27 protein-coding genes and 1 tRNA gene are annotated in these 24,750 nt (G+C 66.9%); 10 read left to right on the forward strand and 18 right to left on the reverse strand.

Features of this window, described 5'->3' with window-relative positions; genetic code table 11:
- The first annotated feature begins 8 nt into the window (after positions 1-8).
- Positions 9-305 carry a DUF4148 domain-containing protein gene (locus ACNH6H_RS04295; RefSeq protein ID WP_418315930.1) on the forward strand — a complete coding sequence of 99 codons (297 nt, stop codon included), beginning with the start codon at positions 9-11 and terminating at the stop codon, positions 303-305.
- 113 nt (positions 306-418) lie between these two features.
- Here ACNH6H_RS04295 and ACNH6H_RS04300 read toward each other — a convergent pair whose 3' ends face one another.
- The 3 genes from ACNH6H_RS04300 to purN form a co-directional block, all read right to left on the reverse strand.
- Positions 419-1,648, reverse strand: a complete 1,230-nt coding sequence (locus tag ACNH6H_RS04300; protein WP_418315932.1) for a fatty acid desaturase — start codon at positions 1,646-1,648, stop codon at positions 419-421.
- A gap of 163 nt (positions 1,649-1,811) precedes the next feature.
- Positions 1,812-3,083: an RsmB/NOP family class I SAM-dependent RNA methyltransferase gene (locus ACNH6H_RS04305; protein ID WP_418315933.1), complete on the reverse strand. Its 1,272-nt coding sequence runs from the start codon at positions 3,081-3,083 to the stop codon at positions 1,812-1,814.
- Positions 3,084-3,091: 8 nt separating this feature from the next.
- Complete coding sequence (purN, locus tag ACNH6H_RS04310) at positions 3,092-3,763, reverse strand: phosphoribosylglycinamide formyltransferase (RefSeq protein ID WP_418315934.1); 672 nt, start codon at positions 3,761-3,763, stop codon at positions 3,092-3,094.
- 123 nt (positions 3,764-3,886) lie between these two features.
- Between purN and ACNH6H_RS04315 the strand changes: the two genes are divergently transcribed.
- From ACNH6H_RS04315 to ACNH6H_RS04325, 3 genes are read left to right on the forward strand one after another with little or no spacing between them, the layout of a single operon-like run.
- Positions 3,887-5,203 carry a tryptophan--tRNA ligase gene (locus ACNH6H_RS04315; RefSeq protein ID WP_418315936.1) on the forward strand — a complete coding sequence of 439 codons (1,317 nt, stop codon included), beginning with the start codon at positions 3,887-3,889 and terminating at the stop codon, positions 5,201-5,203.
- A 22-nt stretch (positions 5,204-5,225) separates the two neighbouring features.
- Positions 5,226-5,696 (forward strand): DUF3717 domain-containing protein, encoded by a 471-nt coding sequence (locus ACNH6H_RS04320; RefSeq protein WP_418315937.1) that lies wholly within the window; start codon positions 5,226-5,228, stop codon positions 5,694-5,696.
- Complete coding sequence (locus ACNH6H_RS04325) at positions 5,693-7,141, forward strand: MATE family efflux transporter (protein WP_418315938.1); 1,449 nt, start codon at positions 5,693-5,695, stop codon at positions 7,139-7,141. The genes ACNH6H_RS04320 and ACNH6H_RS04325 overlap by 4 nt, the downstream gene beginning before the upstream one ends.
- On the opposite strand, the gene ACNH6H_RS04330 is transcribed toward ACNH6H_RS04325, so the two are convergent.
- The 4 genes from ACNH6H_RS04330 to ACNH6H_RS04345 all read right to left on the reverse strand — a co-directional run bounded on the left by ACNH6H_RS04330 (position 7,113) and on the right by ACNH6H_RS04345 (position 10,217).
- Positions 7,113-8,501, reverse strand: a complete 1,389-nt coding sequence (locus ACNH6H_RS04330) for a HAMP domain-containing sensor histidine kinase (RefSeq protein WP_418315940.1) — start codon at positions 8,499-8,501, stop codon at positions 7,113-7,115. The genes ACNH6H_RS04325 and ACNH6H_RS04330 overlap by 29 nt on opposite strands.
- 45 nt (positions 8,502-8,546) lie before the next feature.
- On the reverse strand, positions 8,547-9,260 hold the full coding sequence (locus ACNH6H_RS04335) for a response regulator (RefSeq protein ID WP_418315941.1): 714 nt from the start codon (positions 9,258-9,260) through the stop codon (positions 8,547-8,549).
- Between the two features lie 121 nt (positions 9,261-9,381).
- On the reverse strand, positions 9,382-9,921 hold the full coding sequence (locus ACNH6H_RS04340) for a Spy/CpxP family protein refolding chaperone (protein ID WP_418315942.1): 540 nt from the start codon (positions 9,919-9,921) through the stop codon (positions 9,382-9,384).
- Positions 9,912-10,217: a hypothetical protein gene (locus tag ACNH6H_RS04345; RefSeq protein ID WP_418315944.1), complete on the reverse strand. Its 306-nt coding sequence runs from the start codon at positions 10,215-10,217 to the stop codon at positions 9,912-9,914. The genes ACNH6H_RS04340 and ACNH6H_RS04345 overlap by 10 nt, the downstream gene beginning before the upstream one ends.
- Before the next feature lie 7 nt (positions 10,218-10,224).
- Here ACNH6H_RS04345 and ACNH6H_RS04350 point away from each other — a divergent pair, with 7 nt between their 5' ends.
- The 3 genes from ACNH6H_RS04350 to ACNH6H_RS04360 all read left to right on the forward strand — a co-directional run bounded on the left by ACNH6H_RS04350 (position 10,225) and on the right by ACNH6H_RS04360 (position 14,842).
- The gene (locus tag ACNH6H_RS04350; RefSeq protein ID WP_418315946.1) at positions 10,225-10,410 is read left to right on the forward strand and encodes a DUF3606 domain-containing protein; all 186 of its coding nucleotides are present in this window, start codon (positions 10,225-10,227) and stop codon (positions 10,408-10,410) included.
- 34 nt (positions 10,411-10,444) lie between these two features.
- Complete coding sequence (locus tag ACNH6H_RS04355; RefSeq protein WP_418315948.1) at positions 10,445-12,076, forward strand: WS/DGAT/MGAT family O-acyltransferase; 1,632 nt, start codon at positions 10,445-10,447, stop codon at positions 12,074-12,076.
- Positions 12,077-12,178: 102 nt separating this feature from the next.
- The gene (locus ACNH6H_RS04360; RefSeq protein ID WP_418315950.1) at positions 12,179-14,842 is read left to right on the forward strand and encodes an MGH1-like glycoside hydrolase domain-containing protein; all 2,664 of its coding nucleotides are present in this window, start codon (positions 12,179-12,181) and stop codon (positions 14,840-14,842) included.
- A gap of 7 nt (positions 14,843-14,849) precedes the next feature.
- Here the strand turns inward: ACNH6H_RS04360 and ACNH6H_RS04365 are convergent, their stop codons facing one another.
- Positions 14,850-15,791: a glycerophosphodiester phosphodiesterase gene (locus tag ACNH6H_RS04365; RefSeq protein WP_418315951.1), complete on the reverse strand. Its 942-nt coding sequence runs from the start codon at positions 15,789-15,791 to the stop codon at positions 14,850-14,852.
- 186 nt (positions 15,792-15,977) lie between these two features.
- Between ACNH6H_RS04365 and ACNH6H_RS04370 the strand changes: the two genes are divergently transcribed.
- Positions 15,978-16,319 carry a hypothetical protein gene (locus ACNH6H_RS04370; RefSeq protein WP_418315953.1) on the forward strand — a complete coding sequence of 114 codons (342 nt, stop codon included), beginning with the start codon at positions 15,978-15,980 and terminating at the stop codon, positions 16,317-16,319.
- A 91-nt stretch (positions 16,320-16,410) separates the two neighbouring features.
- On the opposite strand, the gene ACNH6H_RS04375 is transcribed toward ACNH6H_RS04370, so the two are convergent.
- The 7 genes from ACNH6H_RS04375 to ACNH6H_RS04405 all read right to left on the reverse strand — a co-directional run bounded on the left by ACNH6H_RS04375 (position 16,411) and on the right by ACNH6H_RS04405 (position 21,051).
- Positions 16,411-16,498, reverse strand: a tRNA-Ser gene (locus ACNH6H_RS04375).
- A gap of 78 nt (positions 16,499-16,576) precedes the next feature.
- On the reverse strand, positions 16,577-17,386 hold the full coding sequence (locus tag ACNH6H_RS04380; RefSeq protein WP_418315955.1) for a 2-keto-4-pentenoate hydratase: 810 nt from the start codon (positions 17,384-17,386) through the stop codon (positions 16,577-16,579).
- Positions 17,387-17,395: 9 nt separating this feature from the next.
- Entirely contained in the window at positions 17,396-18,691 is a 1,296-nt protein-coding gene (gene serS / locus ACNH6H_RS04385) for a serine--tRNA ligase (protein WP_418315957.1), read from the reverse strand.
- 67 nt (positions 18,692-18,758) lie between these two features.
- Positions 18,759-18,983, reverse strand: a complete 225-nt coding sequence (locus ACNH6H_RS04390) for a (2Fe-2S)-binding protein (protein WP_418315958.1) — start codon at positions 18,981-18,983, stop codon at positions 18,759-18,761.
- Positions 18,984-19,020: 37 nt separating this feature from the next.
- Positions 19,021-19,497: a bacterioferritin gene (gene bfr, locus ACNH6H_RS04395; protein WP_418315960.1), complete on the reverse strand. Its 477-nt coding sequence runs from the start codon at positions 19,495-19,497 to the stop codon at positions 19,021-19,023.
- Positions 19,498-19,666: 169 nt separating this feature from the next.
- Positions 19,667-20,608 carry a 4-hydroxy-3-methylbut-2-enyl diphosphate reductase gene (ispH, locus tag ACNH6H_RS04400; RefSeq protein ID WP_418315962.1) on the reverse strand — a complete coding sequence of 314 codons (942 nt, stop codon included), beginning with the start codon at positions 20,606-20,608 and terminating at the stop codon, positions 19,667-19,669.
- The gene (locus ACNH6H_RS04405; RefSeq protein WP_418315963.1) at positions 20,608-21,051 is read right to left on the reverse strand and encodes an FKBP-type peptidyl-prolyl cis-trans isomerase; all 444 of its coding nucleotides are present in this window, start codon (positions 21,049-21,051) and stop codon (positions 20,608-20,610) included. The genes ispH and ACNH6H_RS04405 overlap by 1 nt, the downstream gene beginning before the upstream one ends.
- A 180-nt stretch (positions 21,052-21,231) precedes the next feature.
- Here ACNH6H_RS04405 and radC point away from each other — a divergent pair, with 180 nt between their 5' ends.
- A complete protein-coding gene (gene radC, locus ACNH6H_RS04410) occupies positions 21,232-21,948 on the forward strand; it encodes a RadC family protein (RefSeq protein ID WP_418315965.1) in 717 nt (238 codons plus the stop codon).
- Complete coding sequence (locus tag ACNH6H_RS04415) at positions 21,945-22,658, forward strand: Smr/MutS family protein (RefSeq protein ID WP_418315966.1); 714 nt, start codon at positions 21,945-21,947, stop codon at positions 22,656-22,658. Before radC ends, ACNH6H_RS04415 begins: the two co-directional genes overlap by 4 nt.
- An 8-nt stretch (positions 22,659-22,666) precedes the next feature.
- Here ACNH6H_RS04415 and ACNH6H_RS04420 read toward each other — a convergent pair whose 3' ends face one another.
- The 3 genes from ACNH6H_RS04420 to ACNH6H_RS04430 are packed head-to-tail and all read right to left on the reverse strand — an operon-like array spanning position 22,667 to position 24,665.
- Positions 22,667-23,023, reverse strand: coding sequence for a group II truncated hemoglobin (locus ACNH6H_RS04420; RefSeq protein WP_418321220.1), 357 nt, complete (start codon positions 23,021-23,023; stop codon positions 22,667-22,669).
- Between the two features lie 47 nt (positions 23,024-23,070).
- A complete protein-coding gene (locus ACNH6H_RS04425; RefSeq protein WP_418315968.1) occupies positions 23,071-23,901 on the reverse strand; it encodes a MinD/ParA family protein in 831 nt (276 codons plus the stop codon).
- Positions 23,898-24,665, reverse strand: coding sequence for a GGDEF domain-containing protein (locus ACNH6H_RS04430; RefSeq protein ID WP_418315970.1), 768 nt, complete (start codon positions 24,663-24,665; stop codon positions 23,898-23,900). Before ACNH6H_RS04430 ends, ACNH6H_RS04425 begins: the two co-directional genes overlap by 4 nt.
- Positions 24,666-24,750: the final 85 nt, after the last annotated feature.

Genomic DNA, 24,750 nt, shown 5'->3' on the forward strand with positions numbered 1-24,750 from the left:
GATTCAAGATGAAAACCATTTCCTTCGCATTTGCTGCTTTCGCCCTCACCGCCGCCACCGCCGGCCATGCCGTGGAGGCCAGCCGTTTCGAGGTGCCCACCCATTCGACACTGACCAGGGCAGAAGTGCGCGCCGAAGCCCGACAAGCCGCTGCGGCAGGAGAACTGCGCCACGGCGAAGCCGGCCAACACTTCGGCGATCCGGCAGCGTCCACCAACACCGCGAAAGCCTCGTCACCGTTGGTCAGCGTGCCGACGCATGACGAGCGACACATTGCCGGCCACTTCGCGATCGGCGGCATGTGACGGCAAGCACTGTGCAGTCCTCAACGGCTGCACCAATAAAAAAAGCGGAGGCTCGATCGGAGCTTCCGCTTTTTTGTTTAGCGTGCCGCACCGAGGTGCGGCAGCCTGGATCGTCAGGCGTGTTGTGCCGAACGCAATTTCAATGCAAATTCCTGCAGCGCGGCAATGCCGCTTTCCTCGGCGCGTTTGCACCAGGCTTGCAGATCGAGCACCAGCTGCTCTGCCGAGACATTGCTGCGGGTCCACAACGAACGCAGTTCCTCGCGCATCGTCACCAGCTGGGCCAGCGGCGGATGGTGTTCGACGACAGCAGCCAGGTGCGGCCGGGCCGACGCCGGAATCTTGTCCGCATCACGGTGCAACCAGCGCTTCGCAAGCTGCAGGTTCGCGAGCTTGGCGCGGCTGGCGGCGCTGCCTTCAGCCTTCAGCTTCGCGATCTCGGCGCTGCAGGCATGCCGCAGGTTGCGGGCATAACGCGCCATCACCTCGTAGCGGTTGGCGATGATCGCCTCCAGCGTGTGGCCGTCGGCAACGCTCTTGACGGCGCCCAGGCGCAGCATCGGCGGCGTCTTGCGAACCTTCGCCAGGCCGAGCATCTCCAGACCGCGGATATAGGCCCAGCCGATGTCGAACTCGTGCGGCTTGACCGACAGCTTGGCCGATGTCGGATAGGTGTGGTGGTTGTTGTGCAACTCCTCGCCACCGATCAGGATGCCCCACGGCGAGATGTTGGTCGATGCATCAACCGCTTCGAAATTGCGATAACCCCACCAGTGGCCGATGCCGTTGATGATGCCGGCGGCGGCGATCGGAATCCACAACATCTGCACGGCCCAGACGGTCAGGCCGATCGCGCCGAACAGTGCGACATCGATCAGCAGCATCACGCCGACGCCCTGCCAGCTGTAGCGGGTGTACAGATTGCGCTCGATCCAGTCGTTCGGCGTGTTGTGGCCGAACTTGGCGAGCGTCTCCTGGTTTTTCGCTTCGGAACGGTAGAGCTCGCTGCCGGTCAGCAGCACGGTCTTGATGCCTTTGGCAACCGGGCTGTGCGGATCGTCCTCGGTTTCACACTTCGCGTGGTGCTTGCGATGGATCGCGACCCATTCCTTGGTCACCATGCCGGTCGTCAGCCACAACCAGAAGCGGAAGAAATGCGCCGGCACGGCGTGCAGCTCGAGCGCGCGGTGCGCTTGCGCGCGGTGAAGGAAGATCGTCACCGCTGCGATCGTGATGTGGGTCATCACACCTGCAGCCAGCACGATCTGCCACCAACTGGCTTGGAGCAAACCGCCGGCCAGCCAGTTGACCAAGGCGTCCCACAACATTGTCACAGTTGACATCGATCTACCATCCCATTTGATAAAGGTGCTGATCGAAAATCGGCCAGCCCCCTATTGTAGGTGATCGAGTCTGCGCAAATCCTTGGAAATAAAGGGCTTTTGCAGAAAAATGTTGCGCTGCAGCAAAAAGCCGTTGCGGGCTTGAAACCCTTGCCGGCCGGCCTCAATCGCGCTGCCACACCGCAGCAAAAAATCCGTCGGTCTGGTGGCGGTGCGGCCACAGCCTCAGGTGGGCTCCGCGGACCAGCTGCCCAGCGTCTGCGACATGGGCGCGCTCGAGCAGTTCGGCGGCCGCCAGCGCGGTGAACGATGCGGTCCGGGTTTCGGCCAGTCGCGCCTCGAAAGCTGCTGCAATCGCCTCATTTTCGGCGGCCAGCAGACTGCAGGTCGCATAAACGAGACGCCCGCCCGGCTTCAGCAGCCGCGACGCGCTGAGCAGGATCGCCAGCTGTTTCTCCGCCATCTCGGCAATCGCCTCCGGCGACTGCCGCCACTTCAGATCCGGATTGCGGCGCAGCGTGCCGAGGCCCGAACACGGCGCGTCGACCAGCACCCGGTCGATCTTGCCGGCCAGTCGCTTGATGCGCTCGTCGCGCTCATGGGCAATCTGCACCGGGTGGACGTTCGACAGGCCGCTGCGCGCAAGCCGCGGTTTCATCGCCGCGAGCCGATGGCCGGAGGTATCGAAGGCATACAGCCGGCCGGTATTGCGCATTGCCGCGCCGAGCGCGAGCGTCTTGCCGCCGGCGCCGGCGCAGAAATCGACCACCATCTCGCCGCGTTTTGCATCGGTCAGCAGCGCCAGCAGCTGGCTGCCCTCGTCCTGCACCTCGACGCCGCCGTCGGTGAACAGCGGCAGTTTCTGCAGCGCCGGCTTGCCGTCGATGCGCAGGCCCCATGGCGAATGCGGCGTCGGCTTCGCGTCGATGCCGGCTGCGGCCAGCGTCGCGATTGCCTCGTCGCGGCGCGCCTTCACGGTATTGACGCGCAGGTCGAGCGGCGCACCCTGGTTCAGGCTGTCGATCAGCGGCCAGAAGTCATCGCCGAGTTCGCTTGCCAGCGCCTGCGCCAGCCAGTCCGGCAGGTTGTGACGCAGCTTGTCGGGCAGGCCGGCGGCGTCGATCGTCGCCACCCTGGCCAGCCATTGCTGCTCCGCCTCGTTGAGGGCGGCGCGCAGAAATCCCTCGTTGCCCTGCCAGCCGAGCAGCGCAAGCCGCCGCTCCATCTCGCCCTTGCCGGATTGCGCAAGGTGCTGGAACAACAGCCGCTTGCGAAGCACCGCATAGGTGGTCTCGGCCAGCGTGTGCCGCTCGCGCGCGCCAAGGCCACGGTGTTCGCGGAAAAATTCGGACACGACCTTGTCGGCCGGGGCGGAAAACTGCAGCACGCGGTGCAGCAGTTCGGTGGTCAGTTCAAGCAGGGCGTTCGGATGCATCGGTCCGATTATCCCGGCGCGGCATCGGCAGCCGCTGCGGAGAGCCCCGTCGAAAAAAACGCCTGTGGCTCGCCTGAGCGGTGGCGCACGATGCCGGCGCCATCGACATGCAACGCGTCGTCGACCAGCCAGCGCACCGCGCGAGGCAGCATTTCGTGCTCGGCCTGCAGCACCCGCGCCGCCAGACTCGCCTCGTCGTCGCCCGGCAGCACCGGCACGACGGCTTGCGCAATGATCGGGCCGTGGTCGAGTTCCGGCGTCACGAAATGCACCGTCGCGCCGGCCAGTTTGCAGCCGGCCTCGATCGCGCGGCGGTGCGTGTGCAAGCCGGTGAACGCCGGCAGCAGCGACGGATGGACATTGACCATCCGGCCGGCGTAGCGGCTGACGAACGGCGTCGTCAGGATGCGCATGAAGCCGGCCAGCACCAGCAGGTCGGGCGCAAACGAATCGATCGCGGCGGCCAGCGCCGCGTCAAACGCGGTTCGATCGGCATGTTGGCGGTGATCGACGACCACGGTCGGGATGCCGCGCACGGCGGCGCTGTCCAGGCCGGCGGCATCCGGCCGGCTGCTGATCACCGCGGATATCTCTGCTTCCCAACGTTCCGCGCGGCAGGCATCTGCGATCGCCAGCATGTTCGAGCCCCGGCCCGAAATCAGGATCACGATTCGTTTCATCGGCGCGCAGTGTAGGGCCCGCACCGACGCCAACCGGTTGGCGCACCTAAAATCCCCTGCCTTGCGCACCGCCCGTGACTTTTCGGGCCCGACGCGCCGCCTCCCTCCACGCGACCCTCCCCCATGAAACAACGCGTCCTGACCGGCATCACCACTTCCGGAACGCCCCACCTCGGCAACTATGTCGGCGCGATCCGCCCGGCCATCGCGGCCAGCCGCGAGCCGGAGGTGCAAAGCTTCTTTTTCCTCGCCGACTACCACGCGCTGATCAAGTGCGACGACCCGGCGCGCATCGAGCGGTCGCGGCTCGAGATCGCGGCGACCTGGCTGGCTTCCGGCCTCGATCCGCAGCGGGTGTGCTTCTACCGGCAAAGCGACATTCCGGAGACGCCCGAGCTGACCTGGCTGCTGACCTGCGTCACCGCGAAGGGGCAGATGAACCGTGCCCACGCCTACAAGGCGGCGCTCGAAGCCAACCTCGACGCCGGCGAGGATGCCGATGCCGGCATCACGATGGGCCTGTACAGCTATCCGATCCTGATGGCTGCCGACATCCTGCTGTTCAATGCGCACCGGGTACCGGTCGGCCGCGACCAGGCCCAGCACATCGAAATGGCGCGCGACGTTGCGCAGCGCTTCAACCACCTGTTCGGCCAGGGCCACGACCTGTTCGTGCTGCCGAAGGCCGATATCGAGGAGGCGGTGGCGCTGTTGCCGGGCCTCGACGGCCGGAAGATGTCGAAAAGCTACGACAACATCATTCCACTGTTCGAAGGCGGCTCGCGCGCGCTGAAGGAGGCCGTCGCCCGCATCGTCACCGATTCACGCGCGCCGGGCGAACCGAAGGAGCCCGAAGGCAGCGCATTGGTCGCGATCCACGATGTGTTTGCCAATGCCGAAGAGCGTGCGGCATTTCGCGCCGAACTGCGTGGCGGCCTCGGCTGGGGCGCGGCAAAGGAGCGGCTGGTCGACGTGATCGAGCAGCAGATCGGCCCGCTGCGCGACCAGTACGCCGACCTGATGGCCCATCCGGAGCAGATCGAGGAAATCCTGCAGGCCGGCGCCAGCAAGGCGCGCGCCGTGGCCAAGCCGTTTCTCGAAAGCCTGCGCCGCGCGGTTGGTCTGCGCCCGATGCGCGCCAGCCTGCAACAGGCCGCAATGCCAACCGCCGAGGCGGCCGACAGCGCCGCGGCCACGCCGGTCTTCAAGCAATACCGCGAAAGTGATGGCCGCTTCTATTTCAAGCTGGTATCGGCCGACGGCGAGCTGCTGCTGCAAAGCGAAGGTTTTGCCGAGGGCCGCGAGGCCGGCGCCTGGATCAAGCGGCTGAAGACCGAAGGCGCGGCGGCGCTGGCCGATCTGCCGGCGCTGAATGCGCCGGCCGGGCGGCCCGCACTCGAGCAGGCGCTGGCCGCACTGGTTGCCGCGCAGGACGCCTGAGCACCACCAGCGACGCTTCGCCGTGGCCGCAATCCACATCGTCGACATCGAATCGGCCATCAACTGGTGGCGCGAGCGCCGGCCGTCGCCCGACGGCATTACCGCCTGTGCCGAGGTGCGCGCATTGGCCGAGGTGTATGCGCTGATGGTCTATTACCGCGAATACGAATGCGACGAGCGGACGATGCCGCGCGCTGCGCTCGACGCCTGGCTGGCCTGGTACGCATCGACACCGGATGCGCCATGCATCGCGATCTGCTCGACCAGCCAGGGTGACGATGTCTGCAAGGGTTGTGGCCGCACCTTCGACGAGGTGCAGCACTGGCCGTCGATGAGCCCGGCCGACAAGCGGGCAACCTGGCGGCGCATCACCCGCGAAGGCACGGCCTGGCGCTTCAACCGCTATGCCGAACGGGCGCGGCGTGCCAGCGGCGCCGACCATCCCGATCCGACCGCCCTCGTCGACGACGGCAGTTCCGGCCCGGCACGATGAGCGTCGTCGGCGCCGAGCCGGCCACCGCGTCGGTCCTGCCGCCGCCGCCGTCGACCCTTGCCGACAGCGCGCGGCAGATTGCGCCGTTGGCGTGGCCGGTTTTCATCGGACAGGTCTCGGTCGTCGCGTTCGGCACCGTCGATACGCTGCTTGTCGCCCGCCATTCGGCGGCCGACCTGGCCGCACTGGCGGTTGGCGCAGCGGCCTACATCACCGTCTTCATCGGTCTGATGGGCGTGGTGATCGCGGTCGCGCCGATCAGCGGCCAGTTTTTCGGCGGGCGGCAGCTGGTCGCTGCCGGGCACCAGTTGCACCAGGCGGTGTGGCTTGCGATTGCGCTGAGCCTGCTCGGCTGTCTGGTGCTGGCTTTTCCGGCGCCATTTCTTGCGCTGTCGCAGGCCACGCCGGCGGTTGCCGGCAAGGCCAGCGCCTACCTGCTCGCGCTGGCCTTTGCATTGCCGGCGGCGCTGGTTTTTGCAGCCTACCGTGGTTTCAACACCGCCGTCTCGCGGCCGAAGGCGGTAATGGCGTTGCAGATCGGCGGCCTGGCACTGAAGATCCCGTTGTCGACGCTGCTGGTGTTCGGCCTGCCGGCAGCCGGTGTGCCCTCGCTCGGCGTCGTCGGCTGTGGGATCGCGACCGCGATCGTGATGTGGGCGCAGCTGCTCGCGGCCGGGTGGCTGTTGCGCAACGACCGCTTCTATCGGCCATTCGACGTGCCGCTGGCGCGCGGCAAGCCGCTGCTCAATCCGCCCGACCGCAGCGCACTGAAGGCGCAGCTGCGGCTCGGCGTGCCGATGGGGCTGACGATCCTGATCGAGGTCACCGGCTTCAGCTTCATGGCGCTGTTCATCACCCGGCTCGGCACCGCGCCGGTGGCCGGCCATCAACTGGCGGCCAATCTGGTCGCATTGATGTTCATGATGCCGCTCGCGCTCGGCAATGCGACCGGCACGCTGGTCGCGCAGCGCATCGGCGCCGCCGATCTGGTGACCGCCCGACGCGTCGGTTGGCATGGTCTGCAGATCGGGCTGGCGAGTGCCGGGCTGATGGGCGCTGCGGTGTTTTTCGGCCGCGAAGGCATCGTGCGCCTCTATACCGACAACCCGACGGTGATCGCCGCCGCATTGCCGCTGCTCGCCTGGGTCGCGGTATTCCACTTTGCCGATGCGGCGCAAGGCGTCGCTGCCTTCGTGTTGCGGGCGTGGCGGATTGCGACGGTGCCGATGTTCATCTTCGTTTTCTCGCTGTGGGGGGTCGGCCTCGGCGGCGGCTACCTGCTCGCGTTCGATCCGTGGGGCCTGATCCCGCAGCCCTTGCACGGAGCGCGCGGCTTCTGGATCGCATCGACCGTCGGGCTTGCACTGGCCGCCTGCGGCCTGACCGCGCTGATGGCGTGGGCCTTCCGCCAGCGCCTCAGCGTGGTGACGGCGCCGGCAGAGTGATGACGAAGCAGCTGCCGCCGCCCGGCCGCGCGTCGCAACGCACCGAGCCGCCGTGGCGTTCGGCGATCTGCCGCACCAGGCTCAGCCCGAGGCCAACGCCGCCGGCCTGCTCGGCATGGCCCGGCAGGCGGTAGAACGGCTCGAAGATGCGCTCACGCGACGACGGTGGAACGCCCGGCCCACGGTCACAGACGGCCACCTCGATGCATTCGCCGCGGCGGCGCATCTCGACCAGGATCGAACCGCCGCCGTAGCGGCGCGCATTCTCGAGCAGGTTGCGCAGCGCACGGCGCAGCAGCCGCTCGTCACCGAACACCTGCGGCGCTTCGCCGCTGACTTCGGCATTGACCCGTGCCGCCTCCTCGACGGCCAGCGCCAGCAGGTCGACGGGGTCGCGCGCCGGCGCTTCCGATGCGGCATCGAGCCGGCTCGCAAGCAGCACCTCCTCGACCAGTGCATCGAGCTCGGCGATGTTGGTATCGATCTCGCGTCGCAGCGCCGGCCGCTGCGCCGCCGGCACCTCGTCGAGCAGTTCGATCGCCATCTTCATCCGCGCCAGCGGCGAGCGCAGTTCATGGCTGGCATTGGCGAGCAGGCTCTGGTGCGAACGCACCAGCGCCTCGATCCGCGCCGCCGCCTGGTTGAAGCTGCTGGCAACCGCCGCGACCTCGTCCTGCCCCGAGACCTCGACGCGGTGGCTCAACTGGCCGGCGCCGAATCGCTCAACGCCGAGTTTCAGCGCCGCCAGCCGCCGTGTCAGCGCGCGCGCCACAGGCCAGGCCGCACCGGCAACCGCAAAGAACAACAGCACCAGCAGCACCAGCAGACCGACGCCACGCGGCCAAGCCAGCAGTTCATCGGGGCCGGGCGGTGGTGGGCCTCCGACGCGGCCCGCCGCACCATGCCGATGTTCGGCCCAGGGCGGAGGTCCGGCCCGCTCTTCGCCAGCCTGCAGTGCGCGCCGCCGCTGCGGTCGCATGATCCACAGGGTTCGGCCGTCTTCGAGCTTGACGGCAAAGGTCCGCACCCAGGGCCTGCCTTCGCGGCGCGAAAAAAGCTCGGCCTCGGCGATCCGCTCGCCATTGCGGTCGTCGAGCGCCAGCGGCATGCGCAGCCGCGCCGACCAGTCGCGCAGCGCAGCGGCCTGCTCGTCGCGCGGCGCATCGACGCCGGGCAAGGAGCGCTGGATCAGTTCAGCCCAGGCGCCGGTGCGGTCGGAGACCATCGACTCGGTGCGTTCGCGCTCATCGTCGATGTGACGCTGGATCAGCCAGGTCGAAACGCCGGCGAACAGCAGCAGCACCGCCACCACCGTCAGGTAGATGCGCAGCGTCAGCGTCTTCAACGTCGGAAATTTCATCGCCATCCCGGCTTCGGCCCTGCGGAGTCGCGCGCCGGCGAGCCGCTAGCGCGCCTCGTCGGCGTCCTGCTTCTTCGCGAACACATACCCGGCGCCGCGCACCGTCAGCACCCGGCGCGGCTCCTTCGGGTCGTCCTCGATGACGGCACGGATGCGCGAGATGTGGACATCGATCGAACGGTCGAAGGCCTCCAGTGGATGGCCCTTCAACGCGTCCATGATCTGGTCGCGCGACAACACGCGGCCCGGGCTCTGCGCCAGCACGACCAGCAATTCGAACTGGTGGCTGGTCAGTTCGCATGGTTGGCCGTCGAGGCGCGCGACGCGGGAGCCGAGGTCGATCTCGAGCCGACCGAAACGCAGCACCTCGTCGTCGCTCGGCTGCCGGGTCGCGCGGCGCAGCAGCGCCTTCACGCGGGCCAGCAGTTCGCGCGGCTCGAATGGCTTCGGCAGGTAATCGTCGGCGCCGAGTTCGAGCCCGACGATGCGGTCGAGCGGTTCGCCGCGCGCCGTCAGCATCAGCAGCGGCATCGCGCGGGTCCGGTGGTCGGAGCGGATTTCGCGGCACAGGTCGAGGCCATCGCCATCGGGCAGCATCAGATCGAGCAGCAGTGCGTCGAACGATGCGGCGGCCAGCTTTTCGCGTCCCTGGGCCAGCGACCCGGCAACCTCGACTTCGAAACCGGCGGCGCGAAGATAGTCGCCGACCATCGTCGACAGGCGTGCATCGTCATCGATCATCAGCAGGCGGGAACTCATCGGTCGCTTTCGGCAATGGGATTCTGGGCGGATCGGACAACGGCAAACCGCCACAGCCTCGAGGGCTGCGGCGGCTGCCGGCAGACGGATATGCGGACCGGGCAGGCCCGCTGCAATGGCGTCAGGACTTCGGCGCCGCGTCGCCGTGGTGCTGCATCCGGTGCTCGCGCTTGTGCTCGGCACGCTTGGCCATCATCGCACCGATTTTCGCGCGCTGTTCGGGGGTCAGCTGGTCGGCGATATCGAGCATCGCATCGAGCCTGATCTTGCTCGTCTGGTCGTGCAACGCCACCATCTGCTGGCGCATGCTCTCGGCGGCGGTGCGGTTGACGACACCCGAATTCATCTGCGCACGAGCCTGTTCGCGCAGTGCACGTTGCTGGTCGCGCAGCGGTTTCGCCTTCGCGGCGGCTGCATCGGCGATGCCCTTGACCGAGGCGCGCTGGGCATCGGTGGCTTCGACGAAGTCGAGCATGCGGGCCATGTGCCGCTGCTGGGGGCCGCCGCCTTCCATCATCATGCCGTGGTGACCACCGCCACCGCCATGGTGGCGCTCGCCATGGGCCAGACTCGGTTGCGCCGCCAGTGCGGCTGCGGCAACCAGCAGGCTGCCAAGCACGGTCCGCGTGACGCCGCGGCGCGAAGAATTGTTCACTGACATGAGGCTTCCTTTGTGGAGTTGATGAACGGCCGGCAGAGTTCCCCGGCCTCGAAATCGATGATCGTCTCGTGCAGTGAAGCCGGCATGATGCAGCGGTAAAGATAGGTGAACAGGCAAGCCCGGCGACTGCCTGCACACGCTGGACAAGGCGTCGACGAGGGTTCATGCTGCCGCCAACGGAGGCGGCGCTCGTCGCGGCAGCCCCCAGATGGGCGGCGCTTGACCGACATCAATGTCGCGCATCGTCGACGGTAGAACATCGGATCTGATCCGACCTCGCAGGAGACCAGCAGCATGGTGCAGATGCCAGCAGATTTTTCCCCACTCGATCCGGGCCGCATCCATTCGGCCGACCCGTTCGAGATCGAATACTGGAGCCGTCAGCTCGGCTGCACGCCGGAGGAACTGCAGGATGTCGTCGCCCGCGTCGGCGAGCACGTCAATGTCGTTCGCGAGGAGCTCGAATCGCGCCGCGCGGCCCGCTCCTGAGGCTGCGGCGCAGCGCCGGCGGACAATCGGCGCGATGACCTCCTTCGATCACCTCAGCATCGTCGATGGCGCCTTCCTGCATCTGGAGCGCGCCGAAATGCCGATGCATGTCGGCAGCCTGGCGCTGTACGAGCCGCCCGAAACGGCCGAGCCGGCCGGCTGGCTCGGCAGCGTCAGGGCACACATCGCCGCGCGACTCCATCTGGCGCCGGTCTTCACGCGCAAGCTCGCGCCGCTGCCGCTGGAGATCGCAAACCCGCTGTGGATCACTGAGTCCGACGTCGATCTCAAGCACCACATCCGCCACCATCTGCTGCCCGCGCCCGGCACGATCGAACAGCTCGAGGCACTGGCCGCGCAGTTGCATGCAGGCCTGCTCGACCGCAGCCGGCCATTGTGGGAGTTCCACGTCATCGAAGGCCTGGCCGACGGCCGCCTCGGTCTTTATTCGAAGCTGCACCATGCCGCGGTCGACGGCCAGGCCGCCGTCGCGCTCGCCGGCGTGGTGTTCGACACGACGCCGGATGCGCGCCCGCTGAAACCGCGGCGCCGGCAGCGTCGGCCGGCCGCCCAGCCGGCGATCGGCGACCTGCTGACGGCGACGCTGTCCAACCAGTGGCTGCAGCTGCGCCGCTTCGCCGGCTTGCTGCCGCCGTTGGCCAGTGCGGCACTGGCCGGCGTGCGAGCGGCGGCGCAGGTGCGGTCGCCGCAGACCGAGCAGTCGCCGGGCAGCAGCAGCCGCCTGAAACTCGCGCCGCAGACACCGTTCAATGCGCCGGTCGGCAGCCAACGGGTGTTCGCCGGCGTCGCGTTGCCGCTCGAGCAGTTGAAGGTGGTCGGCCGCGCGCACGGCGCATCGATCAACGACATCGTGATCTGGCTGTGCAGCACCGCGCTGCGCGAGCATCTGCTCGAGGACGGCGCGCTGCCCGAGCGCTCGCTGGTGGCCGGCGTGCCGATATCGCTGCGCGCGGCAGACGACTCGCGCAACAACAACCAGGTCTCGATGACGCTGGTCGATCTGGCGAGCGAGCTCGCCGATCCATGGCAACGGCTGGCGGCGATCACCGGATCGACGCGTCGGATGAAGGGCGAGATCGGTCGTTTCGGCAAGCTGCTGCCGCAGGATTTCCCGTCGCTCGGCGCACCCTGGCTGCTCGGCGGGCTGGCCGCGATGTTCGGCCGCACAGGCCTGGCCGGCAAGCTGCGAATCGCCAATCTGGTGATCTCGAACGTGCCGGGGCCGCAACAGCCGATGTACCTGGCCGGCGCCAAGCTGAGCGTGATGTATCCACTGTCGATCGTTGTCCACGGCATCGGCCTGAACATCACGGTGCAGAGTTATCTGGGCCAGCTGTGTGTCGGCCTGCTCGCCTGCCGGCGCGCGCTGCCCGACATCCGCCGGCTTGCCGAGCACTTCGAACATGCCTTCGAAGTTGCCGCCGGCCTGCCGCTGCCGCCCGCGGCAGCGACGGCAACGGCACCGCGCAAATCGTCACGCGAGGCCGCCGAGCCAGCCGACAGGAGCGCAGCGCCGGCCAAACCGCGCGCCCGACCGACGCCGGCAAAAACGGCCGCCAGCAAGAAAAAACCGCGTGCCGCCCCCACGAAGAAGGCCGCGGCCGCCAAGAAGCCGCGCCGCCCTCGCGGCGAACGCAGCGGCTGACGATCCCGCCGCGGCCGAGCGGTTTGCCGGATTGCCAACGGCGCCGATCGCCCGATACTGGGCTTTCGATGCGCGGCAGCGCCGGCGGGAGGGCCGGCTGCAATGGCTCAGCAGGAAAAGGCACGGCTGCAGCAACACAAGGACGGGCTCGCCGACTGGCAGGCCTGGGGCCCCTATCTCAGCGAGCGCTCGTGGGGAACGGTGCGCGAGGATTACAGCGCCGACGGCTCGGCATGGAGTTTCCTGACCCACGAGATGGCGCGCAGCAAGGCTTACCGCTGGGGCGAGGACGGCCTGGCCGGCTTCTGCGACCGCTACCAGCTGCTGTGTTTTTCGCTTGCGTTGTGGAATGGTGCCGACGCCATCCTGAAGGAGCGCGCGTTCGGGCTGACGTCGACCGAAGGCAACCATGGCGAGGACCTGAAGGAGTACTACTTCTACCTCGACAGCACGCCGACGCACAGCTACATGCGTTACCTCTACAAATACCCGCAGGCAGCCTATCCCTACCAGCGGCTGATCGACGAGAACCGATCCCGCGGCGGCAAGGGCCCGGAGTTCGAACTGCTCGATACCGGCATCTTCGATGACGACCGCTATTTCGATGTCTTCGTCGAATATGCGAAGGCTGGCACCGACGACATCTGCATCCGCATCGAGGCATTCAATCGCGGGCCCGATGCCGCCTGGTTGCATCTGCTGCCGCAGCTGTGGTTCCGCAACATCTGGGGCTGGGGCGAACACCGGCAACGCGAACCGCTGATCGAGCGCGGCCCGTGCGGGCCGGGCTGGATCTCGCTGCTGGCCGACGAGACCAAGACCGACGGCCTGCGCAATCTGCCTTTTCGCTACCAGCTCGGCCCACGCCGGCTCTATGCGCAGGACGATGCAGCGGCGCTGTTCACCGACAATGAAAGCAATCTGCGCCACCTGTACGGCGAAGCCGCCGACGACGGCCGGCGCTGGGTCAAGGACGCCTTCCATCGGCAGATCGTCGACGGCGAGCCGGCATGCAATCCGGCCGGCAGCGGCACCAAGGCCGGACTGCACTACCACCGCTTCGTCGAGGCCGGCGGGTCGACGGTGATCAGGCTGCGGCTGACGCCGGCGCTGCTTGCCGATCCGCTGCTCGACATCGACCGGATCGTTGCCGAACGGCTTGCCGAGGCCGACGAGTTCTACGCGGCCATCCATCCGGCCAATGCCAGCGCCGACGAGCGGCTGATCCAGCGCCAGGCCTTTGCCGGAATGATGTGGTCGAAGCAGAACTACATCTTCGACGTCGAACTCTGGCTGAAGGGCGACAACCCGAAGGCGCCGCCGCCGGAGTCGCGCAAGACGATCCGCAACGAGCACTGGAACCATCTGAACTCGATGCGGGTGCTGTCGATGCCCGACAAATGGGAGTACCCGTGGTTTGCGGCCTGGGACCTCGCCTTCCATACCGTTGCGATCGCGCTGATCGATGGGCAGTTCGCGAAGGAGCAGTTGTGGTTCATGCTGTTCGAGCAGTTCCAGCATCCGAACGGGCAGATCCCGGCCTATGAGTGGGAATTCTCCGATCTGAACCCGCCGGTGCACCCGTGGGCGGTCTGGCGCGTCTACAACATGGACCGCATCCGCAGCGGCAAGGGCGATCGCGAATTTCTCGAGCGCTGCTTCCAGAAACTGCTGATCAACTTCGCCTGGTGGATCAACAAGGTCGACCACAACGGCAACAACATCTTCGAAGGCGGTTTTCTCGGGCTCGACAACATCACGCTGTTCGACCGCTCCGAGAAGCTGCCCGGCGATGCGACGCTGGAACAGTCGGACGCAACCGGCTGGATGGGATTTTTCTGCCTCGTGATGATGCGCATCGCGCTCGAGCTCGCAAAGGAGAACCGGACCTACGAATGGCTGGCGAGCAAGTTTTTCCAGCACTATGTCTATGTCGGCGCCGCGATGAAGCAGATGGGCGGGCGCGACCACAACCTGTGGGACGAGGAGGACGGTTTTTTCTACGACGTGCTGCAGTATCCTGACGGCCGCTTCGAGAAGCTGCGCGTGCGCTCGCTGGTCGGGCTGATCCCGCTGTATGCGGTCGAGCGCCTCGATGCCCACTGGATCGAGCAGTTCAGCGACTTCTCAAGCAATGTGCGCTGGTTCCTCGAGAACCGGCGCGATCTGGTCGCGTTGTGCGTCAACCGCACGCAGCACGACGACGGCAATACGCTGGCGCTGACGATCGTCGACCTGCACCAGCTGCGGCGCATCCTGCAGCGCGTCGCCGATGGCAACGAGTTCCTGTCACCGTTCGGCCTGCGCAGCCTGTCGAAGTGGCATGCCGCGCATCCGTTCGTGCTCGACCATGGCGAGGTGCGTTATGAACCGGCCGAGGCGGTGTCGAAGATCAAGGGCGGCAATTCGAACTGGCGCGGCCCGATCTGGTTTCCGACCACCTTTCTGATGATCGAATCGCTGCGCAAGCTGGCGACTGCCTATGGCGACGACATCGTGATCGACAGCAACGACGGCCGGCGCTGGACGATCGGCGAGATCGCAGAAGAACTGGCCAACGGCATGATCTCGATCTTCACGCGCGGCGCCGACGGCCGGCGCCCGGGCTACGGCACGATCGACAAGTTCCAGCACGACCCGCACTGGCGCGACCACCTGAGCTTCCACGAATATTTCGACGGCGACACCGGCGCCGGCCTCGGCGCATCCCACCAGACCGGCTGGACCGGGCTGGTCGCGTCGCTGATCGACGAGTGGCGCGGCTGAACGGGCATCAGCGCTTGCGCTGCAGCTCGCGTTGCAGCAGATCCGGCCGGTCCGAGATGATGCCGTCGACGCCCATGTCGATCAGCTTGCGCATCATCTCCGGCTGGTTGACGGTCCACGGGATCACCGTCAGCCCGAGCGACTTCGCCTCGGCCAGCAGTTCCGGCGTCAGGTAGGTCTGGTTCGGCGCCCAGATTGTGCCGCCGGCGGCCTTCACCGCCTTCGGCACCGAGCCGTGCTGCTCCGGTGCAAAGCCGGCCAGCCACGGCGACGGTTTGCCATCCGGCTCCGGCTTCAGCGTGCGCGGCGACGACAGGTACATCGTGCGGATTTCCGGTGCCAGCTCCTGCACAATCTGCAGCGTGCGCCAGTCGAACGACTGGATCATCGTCCGTTCGGCCATGCCATGCTGGCGGATCTCGTCGATCACGCGTTTGGCAAACGCTTCGGGCGGCAGCGTAGCGTCGGGCTCCAGCGGCGACAGCTTGGTTTCGCAATCGAAACGCAGGTCGGCCTTGCCGGAGGCCTTCGCCAGTTCGAACAGATCGGCGAGTTTCGGAATCCGCGTGCCGTCGACCGGCTGCTGCTCGGCAAAATCCTGCGCATATTTGCTGCCGGGTTTCAGCCGGCCGACGTCGTACTGCTGCAGTTCGGCAAAACTCAGCTCGCGGATCAACGGGCCCGGCTTGTCCAGCCACTGCCCATCCGGGCCGCGGGTGATGTCCTGGTTCAGCCGCAGATCGTGGTGGACAACGACGACACCGTCGCGGGTGACACCCATGTCGCATTCGATCGTATCGACGCCGAGTTCGATCGCCTTTTTCCAGCCAGGAACCGAGTTTTCCGGCGCCAGCCCGCGGGCGCCGCGGTGGCCCTGCAGATCGAAGGCGTGGGCCCAGGTGGAGGCGAGGAGCGTGGCGATCAGCGCGGCGGCATGGAGGGTTCGCATGATGTTCCGGGAAAAGGCTCGCGCGACTCTAGCAGGCTGCAGCCCGGCAACAAGCAAGCCGCGGTCCATCCGGCCCCCCGTGGACGAGGGATGACAGCCCGCGCTGGCTGGCCCATCATCAACGTGGTTCGACAGATGTGCCGCCGGCGGGAGATTTCTGCGAGCGGCGCATCAGCGGGAGCACACATGGTCGCCTTGCCGATGGAACATGCCGACGGGCTGCCGCGTGACGCGGCCGCCGCGCCCCGCTCAGCACCGCCGGCCGGCAAGCGATGGCGCGAGCGCGGCATCGGCCGACCTGCCAACCACACCGGCGGCGAAGTGTTTGCCGAACCGGACGCCATCCTGCTGCAACTCGACACCGCCCGGCGCCGCGTCGCACTGTGGACGGCCTTGCTGATCGTCTTCGGCACCTTGTCCGGTGGCCTGCTCGGCGCCCATCTGCCGAAGCCGACCGGCGGCGCGGCGGTCGTGGCCGCAGCGCAGAACTGCGGGTTCTGGGTGGAATTCGACCCATTCATTCCTTGATCCGGACGCATCCGGCGAAAAATGGCCGGCCGAAGCGATCACGACCGGCCAACAAAAAACGGGCCGCGAGGGCCCGTTTCTGTTTGCTGTCTGGCGGAGAGGGCGGGATTCGAACCCGCGGTGCCTTGCGACACGCCTGATTTCGAGTCAGGTACATTCGACCACTCTGCCACCTCTCCTGGTGTCTTGCTCGCGCTGGTCGTCGATGCAGCCCATGATTCTAGCCGACAAAGAAGACGCCCGGCCGGGCCGGTTGCTCAATCGGTGATCGACAGGTCCAGATCGGCCAGCCGCTGATCGGACAAGCGTGTCGTCCAGCGCTGGCCAGGGCGCAGCGGCCAGGCGTCGGTCAATGTGCCGGTGGTGACGACATCACCCGCCTTCACCTGCCATTGCGGAGTCTGCGACTGCATCGCCTGCAGCCACAGGTGCAATGCCTGCAGCGGTGAATCGAGCACGAGGCTGCCCTGGCCGCGGTCGACCACCTCGCCGTCACACGCCAATTCGATCTGCAGATCGGCGAGCTGCTGCGACAGATGCTGGAACTTGCGCACGCTGCAACGCGGGCCGACGCGCAGCGCGCCGTGCAGCCCGAAATCGGCAACCGAATCTGCGGCGGTGAACTTCCAGCCTTCGAAGTGCGTATGGACGATCTCGACGCCGTGCGCGACCCAGTCGAGGCAGCCGATCAGCTGCTCGGCCGACATGCCCGGCTCCGGCGCACGCGCAAAACCGAAGACGATTTCCGGCTCGAGCCGCGGCTGCACCAGGTCGTCAAGCGACAGCGATGCATCGGCGGCGTCGAGCAGCGCGGTCGTGCTGTCCCATACTGGCGCCCAGATCGGGGCGAAGACGCCGTATTTCGGCCAGATGCTGCGGTTCGTGAAGCCGATCTTGTAGCCGACCGCCGTTTCGCCAGCGGCAATGCGCAACTGGCGGATTTCCTCCGCTGCGGCAAACGCCTGCTCGAGCGTGAAATTGCCCTGCGCCGATGGCAGCGCCATCAGCGTGCCCTGCCGATAAGCCTGCAGCAGGTGCGTGGCGACAGTTTTGGTATCGACGCTCATCGAATCTCCTCAGGGCTTCAGCAGCGCCTGGCCACCGACATAGGGCCGCAGCACCTCGGGAACCGTCACCGATCCGTCGGCATTCTGGAAATTCTCCAGCACCGCGACCAGCGCACGGCCGACCGCCAGCCCGGAGCCGTTCAGTGTGTGGACGAGTTCATTCTTGCCCTGCGCATTCTTGAAGCGGGTCGGCATCCGCCGCGCCTGGAAGGCTTCGCAGTTCGACACCGAGCTGATCTCGCGGTAGGTCTGCTGCGCCGGCAGCCAGACTTCGAGGTCGTAGGTCTTCGCCGAGCCGAAACCCATGTCACCGGCACACAGCAACACGACGCGGTACGGCAATTCGAGCGCCTGGAGGATCGCCTCGGCATGGCCGAGCATCTCCTCGAGCGCCTCGTACGACTTGTCCGGATGGGTGATCTGAACCATCTCGACCTTGTCGAACTGGTGCTGGCGGATCATGCCGCGGGTATCGCGACCGGCGCTGCCGGCTTCCGACCTGAAACACGGGCTGTGCGCGGTCAACTTGATCGGCAGCACGCCTTCGGCCAGCACCTGCTCACGAACCGAATTGGTCAGCGAGATCTCCGAGGTCGAGATCAGATACTGCACCGCATGCTGCTCGTCGCCGCCGCGCGAGACCCAGAACATCTCTTCCTCGAATTTCGGCAGCTGGCCGGTGCCTTCGAGCACCTCGCGGTTGACGATATACGGCGTATAGCACTCGGTATAGCCGTGTGCATCGGTCTGCTTGTCGAGCATGAACTGCGCCAGTGCGCGGTGCAGCCGCGCCACCGGTCCGCGCAGAAAACTGAAGCGCGAACCCGACAGCTTCGCGCCGGTATCGAAGTCGAGGCCGAGCGGCGCGCCGATGTCGACGTGGTCCCGGGCCTCGAAGTCGAATTGCCGCGGCTCGCCCCAGCGGCGGATTTCGCGGTTTGCCGTTTCGTCGGCGCCGTCCGGCACGTCGACATGTGGCAGGTTCGGCAGCCCCATCAGCATTGCCGACAGTTCGGCCTGGATCACCTCGAGGCTGTCGGCCGACGCCTTCATCTGCTCGCCGATGCCGCCGACCTCGGCCAGCAGTTCGGTCGCGTCCTCGCCCTTCGCCTTGCGGCCGCCGATCTGCTTCGACAGGCTGTTGCGGCGCGCCTGCAGTTCCTCGGTCGCACTCTGCAGCCGCTTGCGCTCGGACTCGAGGCTGCGGAATCGCTCGACGTCAAGGTAGGGCTGAGGAGACCTGCGCCGCTCGAGCGCGGCGATCACGCGGTCGAGGTCTTTGCGCAACTGACTGATGTCGAGCATGGCGGTGCGCCTGCCCCACGGCAGGCGGTCTGGATGAAGAGCCGCCGATTGTAGGCAGGCGCCGGTCTCAGGCGGCCTGCAGCTGCTGCCAGTGCACGGCCTGGTGGCTGCCAGCCTTCGCCGCTGCGCCGCCACAGGCCTCGCCGAGCACCTTGACCGCGCAATCGGCGCAGTTGCCGCACTTCATCGCCACGCCCAGATCGATCTGCAGGCACTCGAGGCTGTGTGCACCGTCGGCCGCCGCCTGGCGGATCTGGCGGTCGGAGACGCGGGCACAAATGCAGACGATCATCGCAGGGGTTTCCTTCAGTGGCTTGGGCGCAGCGCTCTCAGCTAGCGTCGCCCATCTGGGATTGCAGGTAGTTCTCGAGGCCGACCTTGCCGATCAGGTCGATCTGCGTCTCGAGGAAATCGATGTGTTCCTCGGTGTCGTCGAGGATCTCGCGCAGCAGTTCGCGCGAGACATAGTCCTGCACCGATTCGCAGTGCGCGATCGCCGCCTTGATCGTCGCCTGTGCGCCGGATTCCAGCTGCAGGTCGCAGCTCAGGATTTCCGGAACGTCCTCGCCGATCAGCAGCTTGCCGAGGTCCTGCAGGTTGGGCAGGCCGTCGAGCATGAAGATGCGCTCCATCAGCGCGTCGGCATGTTTCATCTCGCCGATCGACTCTTCATATTCCTTCTTCGCAAGCCGGCTGAAACCCCAGTGCTTCAGCATCCGGTAATGCAGGAAATACTGGTTGGTCGCGGTCAGCTCGTTTTTCAGCTGCGCGTTGAGGTGCTCGATGACCTTGGCATCACCCTTCATGGACGGCTCCTTGTGCTCGTGCGAAAAGCGCGATTGTCCGCATTCCGGGCGGACACAGAAACCATTTGGGGAAAGGCGTGGCGGGTCATTCGCGGCAGATCTTACCGCGAACCATTCTCATTTGCAATTACCAGGAATCCGTGGGGGCTTCGCCCCGGCGGCGGTTTTGTCAACCGAGCTTCAGCCCCTTCGGCAGCGGAAATTCGATCGTCTCGACGACGCCGGGCATGTGCCGCACCGACACCGCACCGAGTGCGCGCAGCCGCTCGATCACCTGCTCGACGAGGATATTCGGCGCCGATGCACCGGCCGTCAGGCCAACCTGGCGCTTGCCCTCGAACCACTGCGGTTTCAGGTCCGACGGGCCGTCGACCATGTAGGCCTCGGTGCCGAGGCGCTCGGCGAGTTCACGCAGCCGGTTGCTGTTCGAACTGGTCGGGCTGCCGACGACGATCAGGATGTCGACCTTCGGCGCCAGCAGCTTGACCGCATCCTGGCGGTTCTGCGTCGCATAACAGATGTCCTGCTGCTTCTGCTCACGCACCAGCGGAAAGCGCCGCTTCACCGCAGCGAGGATCTCCGCCGCATCGTCGACCGACAGCGTGGTCTGCGTGACGACCGCCAGCTTTTCGGTCTGCCGCACCTGCACGTCGGCCACGTCGGCGACATCCTCGACCAGGTGGATGCCTTCGGACAACTGCCCCATCGTGCCCTCGACCTCGGGATGCCCCTTGTGGCCGATCATGATGAATTCATAGCCCTCGCGGTGCAGCTTCGCGACCTCGACGTGCACCTTCGTGACCAGCGGGCAGGTGGCGTCGAAGATCGAGAAGCCGCGTTCCTTCGCCTCGCGGCGCACCGCCTGGCTGACGCCGTGGGCACTGAACACCAGCGTCGCGCCCGGCGGCACGTCCGCCAGGTCCTCGATGAAGATCGCGCCTTTTGCCTTCAGGTCGTCGACGACATAGGTGTTGTGGACGATTTCATGGCGCACGTAGATCGGCGCGCCGAACTTGGCCAGCGCGCGCTCGACGATCTCGATCGCTCGGTCGACGCCGGCGCAGAATCCGCGCGGCTCGGCGAGCACCACCTCTTCGATCGACGGCGACATCACAACACTCCGATCAATTGCACTTCGAAACTGACCGGCTGGCCGGCCAACGGGTGGTTGAAGTCGAACAGCAGCCAGTCGGCGCCGACTTCCCTGACCACGCCGGCGTAGGCGCCCTGCCCGTCCGGGGTCGGAAACTGCACGACGTCACCGACCGAATAGTCGGCATCGGGGTCGCCGAGTTCATCCATCAGGCTGCGCCGCACGCGCTGCAGCAGTTCCTGGTTGCGCGCGCCGAAGGCCTCGCCCGGCGCCAGCTCGAAACGTTCGTGAGAGCCCTCGGCCAGGCCGAGCAATCGCTGCTCGACGGCCGGTGCCAGTTCGCCGGTGCCGATCGACAAGGTCGCCGGCTGCTCGCCGAAGGTATTGATGACGTCGGCCCCGTCGGGGCCGCGCAGGCGGTAGTGCAGCGTCAGAAACGAGCCGTCTTGGACGATGTTCAAGGAGATTTCCACTTCGATAGACTGTTGCAATTTTAGGACGGGCAGGCAAAGTCGGCCCTGGGACGGCTTGGCGCACCCCGCTGCCGCCCCGGGTTAACCGCAGCATTGATGCCGGCGACGATGGAAGCCGCACCCTGCCCCGCCGAACGAGGGATGCGTGATTCGCATCGAAGCGTTGCAATGTCCAGTCTGTCCATCAACCACGCCGACCGTCGGCGGGCACCGGTGCTCAACGACCTCCCACCCGACGCGCGACCGCGCGAAAAGCTGCTCGCCCTCGGGCCGGCGGCGCTGGCCGATGTCGAACTGGTCGCGCTGCTGCTGCGCACCGGGCTGAAGGGCGTCAACGTGCTGCAGCTCGCGCAGCAGCTGCTCGCGGCATTCGACGGCCTCGACGGCCTGCTGCGTGCGGGGCCGGCCGAACTGCGCCAAGTGAAGGGGCTGGGGCCGGCCAAACGCGCCGAGCTTGGCGCGGTGCTCGAGCTGGCGCGCCGCGCGCTCGCCGGCCGGCTCGCCGAGCGGCCGGTCTTCGAGTCGCCGGGCCAGGTCAAGGAACATGCGCGGCTGCGCCTCGCCCACCTCGACCATGAGGTCTTTGCACTGATGTACCTCGATGCGCAGCACCGGCTGCTGCAATGGGAGGAACTGTTTCGCGGCACGCTGACGCAGACCAGCGTCTATCCGCGCGAGGTGCTGAAACGCTGCCTCGCGATCAATTGCGCCGCGGTGATCCTGCTGCACAACCATCCGTCGGGCGTCGCCGAGCCGTCGCGGGCCGACGAATACCTGACGCAGACGCTGAAATCGGCGCTGGCGATGGTCGATGTGCGTGTGCTCGACCACCTGGTCGTCTCGCGCTGCCAGGTCGTCTCGTTTGCCGAAAGGGGGTTGTTGTGAGCCGGCCGGCCCGATCCGGGCGCAGCGAGCGGTCCGAACGCAGCGTTGGTCTCGACCAGCTGGCCGCGGTCAAGCAGGCGCTGGATCAGGCGCGCCGGCAGCGCCTCGCCGCCGAGGCCGAGCAGCGCGAACGCGCGGCCTGCCTCGAACACGAGCGGCAACTGTTCAGCCGCACGGTCGGCAGCGTCGTGCCGTTGCGCCGCCAGCCGCCGGCGCCGCTTGAGCGCCAGCCGCCGCCAGCGGTCGCGCGGCAACGCGAACTCGACGATGCGGCGGTGCTGCACGAGGCGATCTCCGACGAGTTCGACGTCGAATCGCTGCTCGAGACCGACGATGCGCTGTCGTTCCGCCGTGCCGACATCGGCATCGATGTGCTGCGCAAGCTGCGCCGCGGCGGCTGGGCGATCCAGGCCGAACTCGATCTGCATGGGCTGCGCCGCGACGAGGCGCGGCAGGCGCTGGGCGATTTTCTGCGGCTGGCGGTGCGCAAGGGCATCCGCTGCGTGCGTGTCGTCCACGGCAAGGGTCTTGGCTCGCCGGGCCGCGAACCGGTGCTGAAGTCGAAGGTCAAGAGCTGGCTGGTGCAGCGCCAGCAGGTGATCGCCTTTGTCCAGGCCAGACCCGCCGACGGCGGTCATGGCGCACTGGTGGTGCTGCTGAGACCGGCCGCGGCTCGCCCGCAGGCGACCAACGTGCGCGAGTCCGACTGACCGCGCCGTTATCTGTTCCGCATGAAATCGGCGGTCTGGAAAAACGAGTTTGCGAGTCGCTCGGCCAGCACCGGATCGACCTCGAGCTCGTCCATCGCCTGCAGCATGCAGGCCATCCACTGATCCCGTTCGGCGATGCCGATCGAAAACGGCAGATGCCGTGCGCGCAGCCGTGGATGGCCGAAACGCTGCTGGTACAGATCGGGGCCGCCGAGCCAGCCGCAGAGAAACCAGTACAACTTGTCGCGCGAACCATCGAGCGCTGTCGGGTGCAGCGCGCGGAGGGTGCGGCAATCGCTGCGCAGGTCCATCAGATCGTAGAAGCGGTCGACCAGCGCGCGCACCGCGGCCTCACCGCCGAGCATCTCGAACGGTGTGCGCGGCTGCGACGTGGCCTGCTCCGACAAGCGTGTCAATCCGGCGTCATCTTCTCGGCGATCGCCTGCACCGCGCGGGCACTCGGGCTGCCGGGCATCATCTCGATCAGCAGCTGGCGGCGCTGGATCGCATCGCGGACATTCTGGTCGGTCGGCACCTCGCCGATCAGCACCAGCTTCACCGATTCGCTGGCGCCGTCCGCATCCTTCATCAGCGTCGGCGTCACATAACGGTCGACGACCTGCTGCAGCTGGCCGCGGATCACCCGCCCTTCGCCGGCCCGCGTCGACTGGTTGACGATCAGATGGATCAGCCGCCGCTTCTGCTGCGCGGCCAGCACCTTGATCGTGGCATAGGCGTCGGTCAGCGAGGTCGGCTCGGGCGTCGCGACGATGATGATGTCATCGGCCAGCGACGCGGTATACAGCACCACATCGGAGATGCCGGCGCCGGTATCGAGCAGGATCCGGTCATAACGCGGCGACAGCGTCTTGATCACGTCGAGCAGCTGATCGCGCACCTCGAAGGTCAGGCGCGAATATTCGACCAGCCCGGAGCCGGCCAGCAGCGCGTCGAAACCGCCGGGCGCCGGCAGCAAAGCCTCCTCGAGCGTGCATTTGCCGGTGAATACGTCGTGCAGCGTGACCTTCGGAAACAGGTTCAGCACGACGTCGAGGTTGGCCATGCCGAGGTCGGCGTCGAGCACCAGCACACGTTCGCCCCGGCGGGCCAGCGCAGCGGCGAGATTGGCCGACATGAAGGTCTTGCCGACGCCACCCTTGCCGCTGGTGACGGCCGAGATCCTGGCACGCGCGGCGGCCGGGCGGGCTGCCGCTGGTCGATGGGCTATCTTGGCGGAGCTCATTCGAAATCCTGAAACTGGGAAACCGCAAACAACAGACTCTTTTCCTCCGCACTGACCTGCATCACGGCAGCCTCCTCCAGACAGGTGCGATCGCGACCATTGGCCTTCGCGCGGTACAGCTGCTGGTCGGCGCGTTCGATCCACAACAGCGCCGACGAGCGCACCCATTGCGGAGCGAACGCGCCGCCGAGACTGATCGTCACGCTGACATCGACGCCCGGCGCGACCGCGACCGAGCTGTTCTTGACCTTGTTGCGGATGCGTTCGGATACCGTGAAGCCGAATGCCGGCGGGCAATTCGGCAGGATCACCGCAAACTCCTCGCCGCCCAGCCTGGCCACCGTGTCCATCGGCCGGATGCAGTCCTGCAGCGCCTTCGCGACCGACTTGATGACCAGATCGCCGGCGTTGTGGCCGTGTTCATCGTTGACCCGCTTGAAATGATCGATGTCGGCCAGCAGCAGCAGCGCCGGCTCACCGGCCCGCGCGACCCGGTCGACTTCGCGCGCCAGGGCCAGTTCGAACTGGCGCCGGTTCGACAAGCCGGTCAGCGCATCACGGCTGGATATCTGGCACAGGCCGTCGACCACCGCCTGCAGCCATGCGGTCGAGCCGCGCTCGAGCCCTTCCGGCAACGGATGACCCGACTGCACCAGCAACTGCAGCGCCGAGTCGAGCTCGAGCGCGGCCGACGGCGAGCGGCGACTCCCACTCGCGGACGATGGCTGCGCCGCTGTCGCGGAATCTGACGAGTGAGGAGTCATCTTGATCGACGCCGGCCATTACGCCTCTTGACGGATTCGAGGCAGTCTACCGCGCGAGCGCTGAAGGCAGGCGCGGAACAAGCGG

Origin of the sequence: Pseudideonella sakaiensis (assembly GCF_048320135.1) — a bacterium.
GTDB classification, from domain to species: domain Bacteria; phylum Pseudomonadota; class Gammaproteobacteria; order Burkholderiales; family Burkholderiaceae_C; genus Ideonella_A; species Ideonella_A sakaiensis_A.